This window comes from Gloeocapsa sp. PCC 7428, from assembly GCF_000317555.1.
GTDB lineage: Bacteria > Cyanobacteriota > Cyanobacteriia > Cyanobacteriales > Chroococcidiopsidaceae > Chroogloeocystis.
The window spans coordinates 4654173-4671057 of record NC_019745.1 but is presented as its reverse complement, the minus strand read 5'-3'; the positions used below and the strand labels follow the sequence as shown (position 1 = coordinate 4671057).

Genomic DNA, 16885 nt, shown 5'->3' with positions numbered 1-16885 from the left:
TATTTTCACCAGAGGCAATTCTAAAGGAGGGTTGCCTGTATTTATTATAAGTAGATGAGATTAGAGATTACGCAGAAACAATAAGTTACGATATTCCTCCTAACTTAAAATAAATTTTTACAACAATCTCCTAGAGTTGTTGCTGATAAAAATAATATTATTTACCTTATTTCACTAAATTTAAATATGAAGCTGCGTTGTCAGTCTTTTTGGTGTCCTACCAGTTTCTTATTATTTTTAACTATATCTAGTCCCTTGCAAGCACAAATTATAGGAGATCAGACTTTACCCAATCCTTCTAGTGTTACTACAGAAGACGTTAATAGCATTATTACAGGCGGTACTCAAGCTGGCTCCAACTTATATCACAGCTTTAGCGAGTTTTCGGTTCCTACTAACGGCGTAGCTTCATTTCAAAATCTTGCGCCAGAAATTGAAAATGTCATTACTCGCGTTACAGGTGCGGCTTCAAACATTGATGGATTGATTGAAGTCTTGCAAGCAGATGGTGTTGTAAGTTCTGCTAATTTCTTTCTTTTGAATCCGAGAGGAATCACTTTTGGTTCTAATGCTTTACTCAATATCGGTGGGTCTTTTATTGCAAGTACAGCAAGTAGTCTTAACTTTGCTGACAACACTCAATTTTTTAGTGCTAATCTTACCCAGGCTGAATCGATACTGAGTATGAGTGTTCCTGTAGGCTTGCAGTTTGGAGTCAATCCTGGAAGGATCTTGAATCAAGCACAAACCACGATTGATATTGAAGGACAAATTATACCTATAGGTTTACAAGTACTACCTGGTAAAACTTTAGCCCTTGTGGGCGGTGATGTAACTCTAGAAAGTGGAGTAGCGATCGCACCAGCGGGGCGTATTGAGATCGGTAGCGTTGGTAGTTTTAGTTTCGTCAGCTTGAATCCGACAAACAGTGGTTGGTATCTGGACTATACAGGAGTACAAAATTTTCAAAATATTGAGTTATCTCAACAGTCTCTTGTAGATGTCAGTGGGGAAGGCACGGGCAACATCCAAATACAAGGCAAGCAAGTGGCGATCGCTGAGGACTCATTTGTAATTGCAGCGGTTGAAAGTCAAAATGGAGGAGAAATCTTCATTCAAGCTTCGGACTTGACCATAGACTCCTCATTGATAGGTACTAGTACGGATAACGGTATCGGTGCAAATGTAATTATTGAGACAGGGAAACTGGTGATTGTAGATGGACAGGTGTTAACTCGAACTCGTAGTGCAGGTCAGGGCGGGGAGTTAAAGATAACTGCGTCTGAATCGGTAGAAGTTGTTGGCGGACGTTCAATTCCGCGAGGAAATGGTGAGTTCTCCTTTTTTCCTAGCCGTTTACTAACTGAGGCTGATGAAACTGCTACAGGAACAGCAGGAAACTTATCGCTAAATACCAACAAACTAAGCCTTCAAAACGGAGCGCAAGTAGGATCTGCTACTTTCGGTGCAGGAAATACAGGAAATGTCAATGTTCAAGCTTCCGAAATCGATATTGTTGGTGTTGCGCGTACACCAGAGGGTGAACCAATAAGTGACGCGGGTTTACCTTTTCCTAGTGGCTTATTTGCTAGCACTGAAGAAGGTTATAGTGGTAATGGCGGAAATTTAACAGTTACGACAGATCGTTTAAGCATTCGCGATGGCGCAGTTGTGCAAACGACAACGTTTGGTAGCGGAGACGCTGGAAATTTAACTATTCAAGCAGCACAATCTATCGAAGTTGCTGGCACTGTTAATGTTGAGGGTCAAGACTTAAAATCGGGTTTATTTGCAAATTCTGGGGGATTACCAGGAACTGGCTTACCAGCCATTTTTGATGCGACTGGTCGAGGAGGAAACTTAACTATTCAAACTGATGAATTAATTGTTCGGGATGGCGCTATTGTAGCGGTGAGTAGTGTCAATGAAACAACAGCGGCTCAAGGTGCAGGAAACTTGCAAGTAAATGCTCAAACTATTCGTCTAGATAACGGAGAAATTGTCGCTAACACAGCTTCAGGTCAAGGTGGAGATATTAATTTAAACGTGCAAGATGTGTTTCTACGCCGAAATAGTGCGATTTCAACAACCGCCGGAATTGAAGGTACTGCGGGAGATGGTGGCGATATATCTATCACTAATGCACGATTTATTATCGCTGCACCGAATGAAAATAACGACATCAAAGCGAATGCATTTCTCGGTCAAGGAGGAAAAGTCACTGTTGATGCGCAAAACATCTTTGGCTTGACAGTACGCAGTTTAGAAGATTTACAAACTTTGTTAGGAACCACCAATCCACAACGACTAGATCCTGTTCAACTTCCAAGCAGCGATATCACAGCAATTTCGCAAACGAACCCACAATTAAGCGGGGAAGTTGTGATTAATACTCCCGATGTCGATCCGAGTCGCGGTGCAGTTGTATTACCACAAAATTTAGTCGATGTTTCAGGACTCATTGCGCAAGGTTGTGCGGCTGGGAATGTGGCGAATGAAAGTCAATTTGTCGTGACCGGACGCGGTGGTTTACCGCCAAATCCTGGGGAAGTGCTTAGCAGTGATGATGTGTGGCAAGATTGGCGATTTTCTAATGCTACAGCAGGTGTCACAAGTATAAGCGCCTCCACACCCCGCACCACCTCAACTCCTCTGGTAGAAGCAACAAACTGGGCAACTAACAGCAAAGGCGAAGTCATGCTAATTGCTGCTATGTCTACAAATACTGTAAATCCTGGACAAGGCGTTATATCTTGTCGTTAGTACTGTTTCTGAGTATTTAACATCATCTAAATGAACGTTAGTTCCACAAAGGTTATAAACCACAGCTAATTAGACAAGCAAGCATTCTATAAACAAGATCATTGCCATTAGTCCACGAAGGTAGACTTCCTTTATTTAGCGGTGACTTCAGTCGCCAAGCTGCATAAACCAACCAAAGCAACCCTATTGATTCAATACAACCTCCAACACAGGGACTGTTTGAGTTTGCAAGGTGGTGCAGTGATGGCAATTAACTGGAAAAAGATATTACTCAAAACAACACTTTGGCTAGGTACTGAAATTCTCCTTAATCTTGTAGGACTCGATAACTTAGCTGACTACAGCGAATTCATTTCTGGTCAAGAGTTTGTTACACTTACTAACTCAGTTTCAATTTGCCAATGTATGAATTATTAACCAGCACAAATTAACTTACAAAAATATATTTTTTATAACGTTTTGATATAGTTTATTTCTGGCAAACAACCTGACATAATTCTTAAGAAAAATTTTCAGTAAATCCTAGGAAATCAACGGTATATAAAAGATATCCCTATTTTATCTATTTCAAATTAAATTCATTGCCTTTAGGTTACAGCCATGTCTCCAGTCAGTGTGGGTACGAGTCGCTCAATGTACCTAGAAAGCGGCAAAGCAAAACTCTGGGTTCTGTTAGTTGGTATCAACAAATACAGCGATTCTGGCATACCTACGCTGCGCTATTCAGCAGTAGATTGTCAAGGTTTAACCGAGGCGCTAGCAGATGCAACACAAAAATTCCCTGATAAAGAAGTTATTGTTCATCACGATTTTGCGACTTTAACACCAGAATTATTCGCAGCCCAAAATAGTTTGAAATATATTATTTCTGCTGCCCGCCCGCAAGATACGGTGCTGTTTTACTTTTCAGGACATGGTTTTCTAGAACCAAAAACGCAGCAAGCAGTTTTATGTTTAGCAGATACCCGAAAAGATGATTTACTCAACACAGGTTGGGGAATGTCAGAACTGTTGGGAATGCTAGGAGAATGCGCAGCAACACAACAACTTGTCTGGCTCGATGCGTGTCACAGTGGTGGAATGACATTAATCGGAGCAAGAGGAGAAAATGCTAATCCATTGCAAAATCCTACTTCCCAACTTGTTGAATTATTACGACAACGCGCGACACAAAGTAAAGGTTTTTATGCACTACTTTCGTGCGATCAAGGTCAACAATCGTGGGAATTTCCCGAATTAGGACACGGAGTATTTACTTATTTTCTGATCCGAGGCTTACGCGGAGAAGCCGCCGATGCTCAAGGCGTGATAGAAGTTGATGGATTGTATAAGTACGTCTATCATCGCACGTTGCAGCATGTCGATAAAACCAATCAACAACTGCGGTTAATTAATCAGCAAAAGCGCAGCCGTGGCGAAACTAATCTTCATTCAGAATACCCTATTCAAACACCAAAGCGGATTGTGGAAGGAATAGGAGAACTCATTTTAGGACTGAGTTCAGCAAGTATCGGTACGGCGCATCCGCGACAAGCATTAGTCATTAATGGATTGGCAAGCTATCAAGCAACTGTAGAACTGAGTAAAGTATTGCGCCAAGCCGGAAAATTTGAATTAGAGTATTTGCCACGACCAGGAAAAGAATGGTCACAAGTCCGCGATGTGATTCAAGGATATTTGCGATCGCCCAATCTTCTACAATCTTCATCCCCCAATATCACCACCGCATTTTTATACTTACGCGGTCGCATCGAGGAAACTACCGAAGGCGATTCTTGGCTTGTATTAGGTGATGGCGTGCGACTTTCGCGGTCTTGGTTACGTCAAGAATTGCGGCGATCGCATATCGCGCAACAAATCATCGTGCTAGATTGTCCAGGAGCTACTTTACTCGCAGATTGGGTAGAAGATTTGCAACTAGGTCCCCAACACGGACAATGCTTAATCGCAGCGGCTTCTCCCCTCGACGCACCCGAACAATTTACCCAAGCACTTTTACAAACCTTGACAACCGCCGATCCTCAAACGGGATTACCCGTCGCCGCGTGGATTGCGCAACTTCAGGTAGAACTTGCCGGAACAAACATTCCGCTTCATGTCTGGCTATCAGGCGTCCAAGGTGTCATCGAAGTTTTACCCAACCGAGTTATCGTTTCGCGTGGTGGAGATAGCGAAGACTTTGATTTAGGACTTTGCCCGTACATGGGATTAAAAGCCTTTGGCGAAGCCGACGCCCCGTATTTTTACGGTCGCGAAGCACTTACGCAAAAACTCATCAATGAACTAAGTCAACGTGCTTTTTTAGCTGTTGTCGGGGCTTCAGGAAGTGGCAAATCTTCGGTTGTGCAAGCTGGTTTAATGGCACAATTGCGCCAAGGTAAACAATTTCCAGGAAGCGAATCTTGGTGGTTAGGAAGTATTCGCCCAGGGACAAAACCAATGCTGTCATTGGTACAGCGCCTTGTAGATGCAGGAACCGAAAAAGAAAAAGCTTATCAAGCACTGCAACTTGAGGGATTATTACATCTAGGAGTTGAAGGTTTTGTTCGCTGGTTACGAACGCGTCCCGAACCGATGGTTGTTCTTGTTGTAGACCAATTTGAAGAACTATTTACGTTGAGTGCGAGTAGCGATCGCCAACAATTTTTAGACATTCTCCTCGGTGCTGTCAACTATGCCGCAGATCGGTTTAAACTCGTCATTACGCTACGCGCTGATTTTATCAATTCGTGTTTAGAAACGCCATCGCTTGCACCTGTGTTGCAACAAGCAAGCGTGTTAGTACCACCGTGCTTGACGTGCGATGATTATCGTCAAGTCATTGTACAACCAGCCCAGCAAGTAGGATTGCACGTCGAACCTGAATTAGTCGAAGTTCTCCTTCAAGATTTACCGCACTCGGCTGGAGATTTACCGCTACTTGAATTTGTGTTAGAGCAATTGTGGTTGCATCGCCAGAGTGGAGTCTTAACACTACAATCTTATCAACAGCAGATTGGCGGACTCAAAGGCGTTTTAGAAAAAAAAGCCCAAGCCGTTTACGATAGCCTCGAACCCGAAGCCCAAGCTTGCGCCCAATGGATTTTTCTAACTTTGACGCAATTAGGAGACGGTACCGAAGATACGCGACGACGCGTGAATAAGTCAGAAATGACGGTGGCGAAATATCCCGCACCGCTTGTAGAAAAAACCTTGCAAGCGTTAACTGCGGCTAAACTAATCGTCGTTAACTGCGATGAACACTCTATCGGACAAAGCCGAGGTGCATCTTCACCGGAGGTATCTTTAGCAACGCTTAAACAAGAAGTCACAATCGAAATCGCGCACGAAGTTTTAATTCGCCATTGGTCTACTTTACGCTGGTGGCTAGAAGAAAACCGCACTCGCTTACAAGTTCAACGCCAAATCGAACAAGCAGCATCACTGTGGAAGCAAAATCAACAGCATTCTGATTTTCTCTTGCATGGCGTGCGACTCGCAGAAGCCGAAGAAATCTACGTTAAGTGCGCGGATGAATTATCGCCAGAAACGCAACAGTTTATCGCTGCGTGTTTAGAAGCCCGACAACAACAACACTTGCAAACAAAACGCCGACTTAAACGCGCCCAACTTACCGCAGGGGTAATGAGTGTTCTCGGATTTACAGCTTGCGGCTTAGCAGGAATTGCGTATTTACAACGCCAAAATATCCAAATTGAAAGTTTAAACTCTTTATCTACGGCACTATTAAGTACTAACCAGCAATTAGAAGCTTTAAGCGTCAGCATAAAAGCAGCACAGCAAGTACAGCAAACTTTAGCAGTACCGTACGAACTGCAAATCAAAACTGCAAGTACATTACAGCAAGTACTGTCCGCAATGCAAGAACGCAATCGCTTTACTGGACACGCTTACAGTGTAAATGCGATCGCTATTAGTCCTGATGGTCAAATTATTGCTTCTGCTAGCGACGATTCAACAATTAAACTGTGGCATCAAAATGGAAAATTAGTGCGATCGCTTCTTGCGCACACTAGCCCAATTAACAGCATCAGTTTTAGCGCTGATGGTCAAACTTTAGCGTCGGCAAGTGACGATGGTGTCAAGCTTTGGAATGTAAATGGAACTTTAATTAAAACGCTATCAGGACAGGGTGCAAAAGTCACTAGTTTCAGCCCTGACGGTAAAATTATTGCTGCTAGCGACGATTCGACGATTAAACTGTGGCATCAAGATGGAACATTAGTGCGATCGCTTCTTGCCCACACTAGCCCAATCAACAGCATCAGTTTTAGCGCTGATGGTCAAACTTTAGCGTCGGCAAGTGACGATGGCGTCAAGCTTTGGAACGTAAATGGCACTTTCATTAAAACGCTACAAGGACACAACGGCGGAGTAACCAGCGTTAGTTTTAGCCCAGCAGGAATGCTTGCAACTGCTAGCCGCGATAATACAATTGCGCTTTGGAGTCGTGAAGGTAACTTACTCAAAACACTTAAAGGACACAGCGCCCCTGTCAATTCTGTCAGCTTTAGCCCCAACGGAATGCTATTAGCGTCGGCAAGTGACGATTTTACCGTAAAGTTGTGGAACCACGAGCGAGAACTAGAAACTTTCAAAGGACATACCGCCCCTATCAATTCTGTCAGTTTTAGCGCCAACGGGATGCTAGTTTCCGCAGGAGTAGACAACACGCTAAGACTTTGGAGTATAGAACAAAAACCCATCGTCGCCCAAGAATGTCCGCAAACGATTAGTGTCAGCTTCAGTGCAAATCTGCAAGATATCGCTTTAGTTTGCCGTGACAATACTGTAACGCTCTGGAACCGCAATGCTAACGCGGCAAAAACTCTAAAAGAAGATAACGATATTTTTCACCAAGTCAGCTTTAGTCCTGATGGTAGCATTGCCGCTGCTGAAAACACTGTTGAACTTCAAGCCAAAAGTATCGACGCGCAGCACATCATCAAACTTTGGAGTCGCGATGGTGTTGTTTTGAAGTCTTTTACAGGACACAATAACTGGCTGAATAGCGTCAGTTTTAGCCCTGATGGTAACTTACTGGCTTCGGCGAGTGACGACAAAACAGTAAAATTATGGACGCGTGATGGTCGCGAAGTGCGATCGCTACAAGGACATCAAGATGCGGTCAATAATGTCGCGTTTAGCCCGAATAGCCAAATCGTTGCCTCTGCTAGCAAAGATGCTACGGTAAAACTGTGGAGCGTTAATGGTAAATTACTTAACACGCTGCAAGGACATAACGATGCTGTCAGTGATGTTAGTTTCAGCGCTGATGGTCAACTTCTCGCGTCTGCAAGTGTCGATAATACAGTTAAGCTGTGGCGTCTCGATGGTAAATTAATCACTACGCTGCAAGGACATAGTGGCTGGATTAACGATGTCAGCTTTAGCCCCGATGGCAAGCTTGTTGCTTCCGCAAGTGACGACTCTACGATTAAATTGTGGAATATTCACGGTCAACTTTTAGGATCTTTTTCAGTAAAAGCACAGAGTTTAGGTGTAAAATTTACTACCGATAGCAAAAATTTAGTTGCGGTTGGCAGTGATAACGCTGTGCGTCAGTGGACCCTCGATTTAAATCAATTAGTTGCACAAGGCTGCAATTGGCTAAGTGATTATTTAACAACAAATTCTCATGTCAATGCGAGCGATCGCCACCTTTGCAAAACCATAAATTAACTGTATTATGTTCCGTCTTCATAAAACCTTACTAACAACGTGCTTACTTTTCGGAATTACTACTGCATTAAATGAAATTCCGACTACCTACGCGCAATCACCACTTGCAGCGATGACTGCTGAGGAATATTACCATCAAGGAGTTTTCAAAGATCAACTCGAAGGCGATAAGCAAGGCGCGATTGAATATTATACGCAGGCAATTAAGCTCGATCCAAATCATACCGATGCTTACAACGATCGCGGTTTAGCCCGCTTAGCATTAGGAGATCCGCAAGGCGCGATCGCCGATTACACGCAAGCGATTAAAATCAACCCCCGTCATGCACAAATCTACAACAATCGTGGTACGGCGCGGTTGGCTGCGCAAGATCTGCAAGGCGCGATCGCTGATTACACGCAAGCAATTAAGATTAACCCTCTCCTCGAAGATCCTTACCTCCACCTAGCGCAACTTTATCGTCAACGTGGCTTGAACCGTGAAAATAGTGGAGATGCAACAGGAGCCATTGCAGAGTATACTCAAGCCATTCAAGTCCTCAATCAAATGCCCTCCTCAGAGCGATCGCGACTACGAGGCAATCGTCAAGGCTCAGTATACAATCTTGCCATGACTCATTATCATCGCGGTATAACGCGCTACAACAGTGGAGATAAACTAGGCGCAATCAACGATTTACAAAAAGCTGCGGAACTATTTCATACTCAAGCAGATACCAACAACCACCAACTAGCTGTTCGCAAAATCAGAGAAATTCAGCGCTAGCAACTATTTTAATAAATTCAGTGTTTGAAACCTATTCGTCATTTTTAATTAAGAAGTTATATTAAATTTGGTTAGTTGCGGATAAGCAAAAGTGACTAACCCCTAGCGACATAACTGAGAGAATTGGTGCTAGGTGCGATCGCATCGACTCAAGATTTTCCCTTTTTGCGTAATTTCTCTAGAAAACTTGTAGTAGCTCTTAAGCAAATTCTCAACTATCCATCTTAATGTAGTACAAAAGTGCTACTAGATAAACAAAGTCTACCTTTGTAGAGTACTTCAATCCTAGGGCATCTGCGATTCATGCACGAAGTTTCATCGATTAAGCATAACCGAAGACGAGGAAGTTTATTATGGATAACAAAATTCGTTCAACATCAGAACCATTTTCCTTTCGAGACATCTACTCGCTAAGATTTGTCATTCAATTTTTCTTTAGTTTCGTTATTTTAGTTTTTAGCCTTTTTCAGCTTGCCCGCACTGATATTGATGAAGAAAAAAATACTGCTCTCTATTGGAGTTGTGTAACAGGTATCCTTGCACTGTGGATGCCTGCGCCTTCTTCCAAAAATCTCTCATCGAACCCAACAAATATTGAACAAATGAATGTTCCCCACGCTGAAGTTCATCTTGAATCACCAAATTCCTCAAATGGTAAATCTGCTACAGAGATCGCAGTGAAACACTGAGGTATGTATTAGGGATCAGACATAAGTATAAGCTGTTTTTTCATCCAAAAGTTAAAACTATTTTTATCCGAGCTAAATTTAAATATTACATCAAGCGAGTTGTAACTTTAAAAGTTCGCTTGACTTCGTGTATTTTATACACCTTAATATAATATTCAACTAAATCATTAACTCTCCTATTTTTTGCTATTTATTACATTTTATTGACTGTTTTTTTTACTGTTTCGTCAAAAATAACTTATGTATGAGATGGCTCTTGACTGACTCTTCATATAACTTTCAGTACTTTCTACAGCTAACTTATACAGCGATTTTATTTATTCTGAAATAGTCAAGTGTATCAGTTTACAAAGGAAATACTATGATCTTTGAAAAAGAGATTAGTGAAGTCAAAACAGTAGTATTCATTACCTCTTTCATCACAATAGTCATGGTAGTTGCAACTTGGATTTAGCGATCATAGAACATTGCTTAGATTAGCTGATGTCCTTGCACTATAAGACTTCTAGCATTAGGAGTTACCTAAAAACCCCCATCTTTAGCAAAACACATGAGATAAATGATTGCTGTCTGAAGCGGCAAGCGATATTAGTTTTATGCTAGCCTAACAATCAGAAAATGCCTCGAAAATAAATTAATCTCAGATCAAAACGGCTATACTCAACATTACGCATTTAATTTGCATAAATATTTTGCCAAGATAGTTGATTTAGTTGATGTATAGCTCTTCGTATTTTCAATTTAAAAATTTATTTAAACTAGTTAATATCCTCAAATTATAAACGCCTCTAGAGGTAATTCTCCAAAGGCGTCTAGTTCGGTATATAGAGTTTAATTTAGTTATCCCTGAATATGCTTATAGCTTAACCAAATTAAAGCCAATTTATTATAAAAATATTGTAAAAATTAGCCAAGAAAATACGAAGTATCCGTTAAGTGCTGATTCCATAGACTTTTTAGAAATCTACAACTTCGGTTATTACTTAGAAATATTAATTTAGCTTTGATAAATTATACAAGACTAACAAGCAATAGTGTCGCTATCTACTCACAATTCCTGACCACTGAACTTTTTTTTGCTGGTCGCGGCGGTAAGAAAAGAAACAATCTGGCTGTTGATACGTACAATGAGGCGCGATCGCTACTTGTTCAGCGTGAATTCCCAAATGTTCTAATTGAAGCGCAATCACGCGTCGCACGTCTAGGCGCACGCGTTCTGGTTCAGGATCTTGTAGGATGGGCGCATCGGGCAAACGCTGCAATGCATTTACGATCAATTCCTCAGCACTAGCAGCACAAATACTTGCTCCGACTTGCGCCGCTACTTGAGTTGAAACTTGATAAACCGCACCCGAAATCGCAGGTCCTAAAGCAATGCGCAAATCGGCTAACTGACTACCCTGCGCTTGCAAACGCGCGATCGCCGCTGGCACAATCTTAGCTGCTGTTCCGCGCCACCCCGCGTGTACCGCCGCGACTTGCCCAGTGTGAGAATCCGCAATCAACACCGGAGTACAATCAGCACTGGCTACCCACACTGATTGCCAAGCTTGTTCTGTGACGACACCATCAGCCGGTGGTAGCAAGTCATTTTCTGCGTTCATTGCTTCTTTGATTTGTGAAGGCGTTAAAACAACGTTGCCGTGAACTTGTTTTACCCGATAAGCTGGTGCGGTTGGGTGCAGAACCTTAACGAGTTCTGCGGGAGATCGCGACCAAAAATGCTGAGTAAAAAAACCATGCAACCACGGTTCCAAAAGACTACAAGTGAGATACGGTAAGCCTTGCCAAGTTTGCCAGTGCCAAGTATGCATCGATAATAAAGTGAATGGGTGGAAATAAACGTAACCGAAAGGCTGGTCATTGGTAACTGGTAATTGGGTTAGAAAAGTTTTGAATTTTGAGTTTTGAATTGAAGAAAGTAACTTATAACTCAACACTCTTAACGAGTAACTCCCCATTACCCATTACCCATTACCTATCACCCAACATCAAAATGAGTTTAAATCAGCAACAGTTCAAGCCATTCTAACAGCTACAGACAACGCAGCCTCACGACTTTGCACCTTACCCTCTTTCCTGACACGAGACAAACCAGTATAATTTTCCACCAAGGCGAACTAACAGCAACTGAGAGGAATGAATGAAACAGGGAAACGAAAACGCCAGCGCGCCTTCATCCTATTTTGGGCGGCGTTCGCTGCTATTACCAAGCTTGACTTGTCTTGGTATAGTTAGCCTCCTCAGTCACCAACCAGCATCGGCACAAGCAAGTATCGATAGCATTGTTGTCCCTATCAAGGAAGATACAACCGCTTCCCCAACCAATTCAGCAGATGCGCATCAAACCAGAGTAGAAAGATTACGCCAAAAACTTGCTACTCCAGCGGTTCCGCGCGCATCCACTCCTCAAAAACGCCCGCAGACAATTCTACCAACTGCACCCACAGCACAAAAACCGCGAACTACTAGCCAAAATGCGGCTAACTCTACGCCAAACTTCAGTAGATCGCATATCGACCCCACAAGCTATAGTATTGGTGCGACTAGAACTTATGAGCCGCCTAGTGCGGTTGTGCTATCAGAACGCTCTACAGGATGTCGCGCCGTTGTCCGTAACGGGCAAAGTGCTGCAAGTGTTTGTCAAACTGCACCTCAACGCACTAATGTTGCCATCCGTAACCCGCGATCGCATAGCGCGTTGACACAAATACCGAAAAGCACTCAAATTGCAAGTGTGTCGCCAGTGCGTGGTAGTAGCGCGAGTTATACAAAAAGTGGTGCCAAAGAACCACCAGCATACATTCAACAGGCGATCGCACTTGTGAATCAAAGTGTCTCGCCTAGCACGCAAGCTTACTACAATCGGATGCAGCAGCAAGGAGTGAGGACTCGCAATACGGGTTTACTCTTTCCGCTAACGATCCCTGCGCCGATTACCTCGTTATTCGGTTGGCGCATTCATCCGATTACAGGCGATCGCCGTTTCCATACCGGAACTGATTTAGGCGCGCCCACAGGAACACCCGTCTTAGCTGCGTATACAGGAAGTGTTGCGATCGCTAACTTTTTAGGCGGCTACGGTTTAACCGTTGTCCTCGAACATGAAAAACCCACAAAGAGTTCTGACAAAACACCTTGGGATATTCCACAACAAACGCTCTACGGTCACTTATCCGAAATCTTCGTCCAACCAGGCGAACGCGTCAAACAAGGAACCGTGATCGGACTTGTCGGAAGCACAGGAAATTCTACAGGTCCGCATTTACACTTTGAAACGCGGCATTTAACACCCGATGGCTGGGTAGCAAGCGATCCTGGCTTTGAGTTGGAATATGCTTTAACGAAGCTTGTAGAAGCGCTAAAAACCGCTCAAGCGCCGCAACAAGAGTCAGATAGGAGCTAAACTTAAGAGAGGTCGGGGATCAGACCGAGATCGGAAAATCACCCTAATTCCCAATTTCTTCGTTAAAATAAACTCGGTCTTTGCTAGGGTGTGTACTCAATAAAGTATCCAACCTGTTTAGATTCAGGTTTTTCTCTATCCCTGACCCCTCTTTAATGCGTAACTTTTTTAAACAAACCTTTGCCAGTATCGTAGGAACCATATTAGGATTATTAATCTTTGTTGGTATCGGTACTGGTGGGTTGCTGTTGTTACTTGTGGCAGTCGCATCGCGAGATACTGGACCACAACTCAAAGAGCAATCTGTCCTTGTTTTTGATTTATCTTTAAATATTACCGACGCGCCACCAAATTCAAGTCCTGGTGCAATTTTACAACGCGCGTTATCCAGTGAAGAAAGCAATCGCGTTAGTTTACGCACAGTGCTGGATGTTTTAGAAAAAGCGCAGCAAGATAGTCGGATCGTTGGCGTGTATCTTGATGGCAGTCGCAGTACCACAGCAAGTAGTAGTGCTGGCTTTGCGACGCTTAAAGAAGTGCGTCAAGCGCTAGAACGTTTCCGTGCATCGGGAAAAACAATTGTTGCTTACAATACAGACTGGCGACAAAAAGACTATTACCTCAGTTCGGTCGCGAATACAGTCATTGTGAATCCTTTGGGGGCGATGGAACTCAGCGGATTGAGCAATCAACCTGTCTTCTTTGCTGGGGCTTTAGAGAAGTATGGTGTTGGCGTTCAAGTCATTCGGGTGGGTAGATTTAAGGGATCGGTTGAACCATTTACGCGATCGCAGTTAAGCCCCGAAAACCGCGAACAATTACAGCGCCTATTAAGCGATCTATGGACAGAATGGCTAAATGCAGTGAGTAACAGCCGTAATGTAAGTAAATCACAACTGCAAGCGATCGCCGATAATCAAGGTATTTTGTTACCCGATGAAGCGCAAAAAAGTGGTTTAGTCGATCAAATTGGCTATTTTGATGAAGTTTTACAGCGATTAAAGCAATTAACTGGGGAATCGCAAGAAAGCCGCACGTTTCGGCAAATCAGCTTACCAAGTTATGCGCAGTTAGATGAGAAAACGCGCACCACACGCAACTCGCGCAACAAAATTGCGGTTGTTTATGCTGAAGGAGCGATTGTTGATGGACAAGGAAGCGCCGGACAAGTGGGAAGCGATCGCTTTGCCCGAATTATCCGCACGCTGCGTCAAGATAATCAAGTCAAAGCTGTTGTCTTACGGGTAAACAGTCGTGGTGGAAGCGCAACAGCTTCTGAGGAAATTCAGCGCGAATTGCAGCTAACACGCCAAGTTAAACCTGTTGTCGTCTCGATGGGTGATTATGCAGCTTCTGGCGGTTACTGGATTGCGACGGATGCTAACCGCATCTTTGCCGAACCGAACACTGTCACAGGTTCTATCGGTGTCTTTGGACTGCGCTTTAATATCCAACAGCTAGCTAACGACAATGGTATTACTTGGGATAGCGTCAAAACAGGTCGCTACGCTGATAGCCAAACAATCGCGCGTCCGCTATCACCGCCAGAACTCACGCGATCGCAACGCACAGCCGAACGATTATATGATATATTCCTTAATCGAGTCGCCGAAGCCCGCAAACTCCCGTTACCAAAAGTCGCAGAAATAGCTCAAGGACGAGTTTGGTCAGGTGTCGCCGCGAAAGAAATTGGCTTAGTTGATGAAATCGGTGGAATTGATACTGCAATTCAGTACGCAGCCGCGCAAGCCAAGCTAGGCGACGATTGGCAATTGCAAGAGTATCCTGAAGTACGAACTTTTGAAGCCAGACTCTTGGCACAGCTAGCCAGCCCAATTCGCCTCATGGTGCAAGATTATCCGCTTGAGCGATCGCTTCCAGTGCCGCTGGAATCTGAATTACAGAAACTTCAAGCAGAAATTGCCGTCTTACACGCGATAAACGATCCTTTGAATGTCTACGCTCGCTTACTTTTTGATTTAGAAATAGATTGAAATTACAAATTTCAGTGGTAAATTAAGGAGAAGTTACAACAATTTATTACTTTTAGCATCTATCTATGGATAGAAAAGTCAAGCGCCTTGTATTACTAATTGTTTCTTGCAGTGCATCAGGAGTCATTTTGGGAGGAACTGCAAGTTGGGCAGAAAGCAAACAGTGTTTAAAAGCGTCTCAGGTCACAACTGAGTGTTTAACTCAAGATCCTATAACAAATACGCTACAAGGAATCAGTACTGGCTTTATTGCAGGTGCAGGTGCAGCATTTGGTGCTGCATGGCAGTTACGTCACGAAGATTAGAACAGAGGTCAGAGGTCAGGGATCAGAGGGGCGGCTAGATTGTAGTTAGTTCAACCGTTGTGAGCCTTTATAATTACCCTGACTATAATTCATCATTAGAACTTTATGAGTAGACTTACTCATAAAAGTTTGTACTTAAGGTAGCCCCGACTTCAGTCAGAGGGCTAAAAATTCCCTGACCTCTGACCTCTGACCCCTTCTTCTACACCCCAGCATGACCTAACGCTAACCCAGCTACAAGCATTCCTAGAACAAGAAAGGGTTGCGCGCTGGCTTGATATTTAACGTCATTTTGGATCGGATCGCGCAAGAAGTACATATCCTGAAACGTGATCTGCGGAATCAACAACAGTAGTAGAATTGCGCCGTAAAGATTTTCGCCAATGCCAATTAAATAAGCAGCAATTCCTGCTTGGAATAAATCAATCATCGCGACACAAATCCACGCGGCGGTGTTGACGCCAAACATCACAGGAAGCGACTTGAGTCCCAACTGGCGATCGCCTTCGACACTCTTGAAGTCATTCACGACCGCAATTCCCAAGCCAGCCATGCTGTAAATCAAGGTAAGAATCGCGATCGTCCAATTCAAATCCCCAAACAACGCATGACCTGTCCACCAAGGTAAAGCAATGTAGCTAGCACCTAAGGCATAATTACCTAGCCAACCATTGCGTTTGAGTTTCAACGGTGGTGCGGAATAGATATACGCTAAGAACGCACCGCCCAGCGCTAGCAGCGTAATTGTCGGGAAGTCGTGACCAACCCAGCGATCGAGAACAAACGCTAAGCCAATTCCCGCAGCGAGTAATAGCAAGATTTGACTCACAACTTGCGGAACAGATATTGCCCCTGAAGGAATCGGGCGATAGGGTTCGTTAATCGCGTCAATTTCGCGATCGTAAAAATCATTGAGTGTTTGCGTGTAACCCGTCAGTAAAGGTCCTGCGAGTAACATACACGTTGCTGCTTTCAAGACATTTTCTAACGTCCAGGTATATTCTCCCGACGAAGCCGCGCCACAAACGACACCCCAAATTAGGGGAATCCAAGTAATCGGCTTCATCAGTTGCAAGCGGATTTTCCAAATCGATGTTTCTCCTGGCGCTGCACCTTTCATCCCTAGTAGTTGCCGTGTTTTGGCGCTACGATTAGCGGGTGCGATCGGTGCTGCGGTACTAGGATTAATATCTACAGCATCTGGAGTTTTGTTGAGTGCCTCATCAGCAGGCTGAAACGGTGGAGGAGTTGAGTTAGACATAATAATTTACTTGACAGCT

The 16885-nt window shown here is 43.6% G+C and carries 10 protein-coding genes; 8 read left to right on the top strand and 2 right to left on the bottom strand.

Annotated features, from left to right (window positions below):
• The first annotated feature begins 186 nt into the window (after positions 1-186).
• The 5 genes from GLO7428_RS20535 (at position 187) to GLO7428_RS20515 (ending at position 9900) form a co-directional block, all read left to right on the top strand.
• The gene (locus tag GLO7428_RS20535) at positions 187-2763 is read left to right on the top strand and encodes an S-layer family protein (RefSeq protein ID WP_015190505.1); all 2577 of its coding nucleotides are present in this window, start codon (positions 187-189) and stop codon (positions 2761-2763) included.
• A 141-nt stretch (positions 2764-2904) separates the two neighbouring features.
• Positions 2905-3180 (top strand): hypothetical protein, encoded by a 276-nt coding sequence (locus GLO7428_RS20530; protein ID WP_015190504.1) that lies wholly within the window; start codon positions 2905-2907, stop codon positions 3178-3180.
• Positions 3181-3363: 183 nt separating this feature from the next.
• Positions 3364-8445, top strand: coding sequence for a caspase family protein (locus tag GLO7428_RS20525; protein ID WP_015190503.1), 5082 nt, complete (start codon positions 3364-3366; stop codon positions 8443-8445).
• A gap of 7 nt (positions 8446-8452) precedes the next feature.
• Entirely contained in the window at positions 8453-9211 is a 759-nt protein-coding gene (locus tag GLO7428_RS20520) for a tetratricopeptide repeat protein (protein WP_015190502.1), read from the top strand.
• 353 nt (positions 9212-9564) lie between these two features.
• Positions 9565-9900, top strand: coding sequence for a hypothetical protein (locus tag GLO7428_RS20515; protein WP_015190501.1), 336 nt, complete (start codon positions 9565-9567; stop codon positions 9898-9900).
• A 1040-nt stretch (positions 9901-10940) separates the two neighbouring features.
• Here GLO7428_RS20515 and pgeF read toward each other — a convergent pair.
• On the bottom strand, positions 10941-11714 hold the full coding sequence (gene pgeF / locus GLO7428_RS20510; protein ID WP_041919397.1) for a peptidoglycan editing factor PgeF: 774 nt from the start codon (positions 11712-11714) through the stop codon (positions 10941-10943).
• Positions 11715-12043: 329 nt separating this feature from the next.
• Between pgeF and GLO7428_RS20505 the strand changes: the two genes are divergently transcribed.
• From GLO7428_RS20505 to GLO7428_RS20495, 3 genes are all read left to right on the top strand, one after another.
• Positions 12044-13306, top strand: coding sequence for a peptidoglycan DD-metalloendopeptidase family protein (locus GLO7428_RS20505; protein WP_015190498.1), 1263 nt, complete (start codon positions 12044-12046; stop codon positions 13304-13306).
• A gap of 155 nt (positions 13307-13461) precedes the next feature.
• The gene (sppA, locus tag GLO7428_RS20500) at positions 13462-15300 is read left to right on the top strand and encodes a signal peptide peptidase SppA (protein WP_015190497.1); all 1839 of its coding nucleotides are present in this window, start codon (positions 13462-13464) and stop codon (positions 15298-15300) included.
• A 65-nt stretch (positions 15301-15365) separates the two neighbouring features.
• On the top strand, positions 15366-15605 hold the full coding sequence (locus tag GLO7428_RS20495; RefSeq protein ID WP_015190496.1) for a hypothetical protein: 240 nt from the start codon (positions 15366-15368) through the stop codon (positions 15603-15605).
• 202 nt (positions 15606-15807) lie between these two features.
• Here the strand turns inward: GLO7428_RS20495 and chlG are convergent, their stop codons facing one another.
• Positions 15808-16866, bottom strand: a complete 1059-nt coding sequence (gene chlG, locus GLO7428_RS20490) for a chlorophyll synthase ChlG (RefSeq protein ID WP_015190495.1) — start codon at positions 16864-16866, stop codon at positions 15808-15810.
• Between the last annotated feature and the right edge of the window lie 19 nt (positions 16867-16885).

Coding starts and splice junctions, on each gene's coding strand:
- GLO7428_RS20535 (WP_015190505.1), top strand. CDS start 187: ATGAAGCTGCGTTGTCAGTCTTTTTGGTGTCCTACCAGTTTCTTATTA.
- GLO7428_RS20525 (WP_015190503.1), top strand. CDS start 3,364: ATGTCTCCAGTCAGTGTGGGTACGAGTCGCTCAATGTACCTAGAAAGC.
- GLO7428_RS20520 (WP_015190502.1), top strand. CDS start 8,453: ATGTTCCGTCTTCATAAAACCTTACTAACAACGTGCTTACTTTTCGGA.
- GLO7428_RS20515 (WP_015190501.1), top strand. CDS start 9,565: ATGGATAACAAAATTCGTTCAACATCAGAACCATTTTCCTTTCGAGAC.
- pgeF (WP_041919397.1), bottom strand. CDS start 11,714: ATGCATACTTGGCACTGGCAAACTTGGCAAGGCTTACCGTATCTCACT.
- GLO7428_RS20505 (WP_015190498.1), top strand. CDS start 12,044: ATGAAACAGGGAAACGAAAACGCCAGCGCGCCTTCATCCTATTTTGGG.
- sppA (WP_015190497.1), top strand. CDS start 13,462: ATGCGTAACTTTTTTAAACAAACCTTTGCCAGTATCGTAGGAACCATA.
- GLO7428_RS20495 (WP_015190496.1), top strand. CDS start 15,366: ATGGATAGAAAAGTCAAGCGCCTTGTATTACTAATTGTTTCTTGCAGT.
- chlG (WP_015190495.1), bottom strand. CDS start 16,866: ATGTCTAACTCAACTCCTCCACCGTTTCAGCCTGCTGATGAGGCACTC.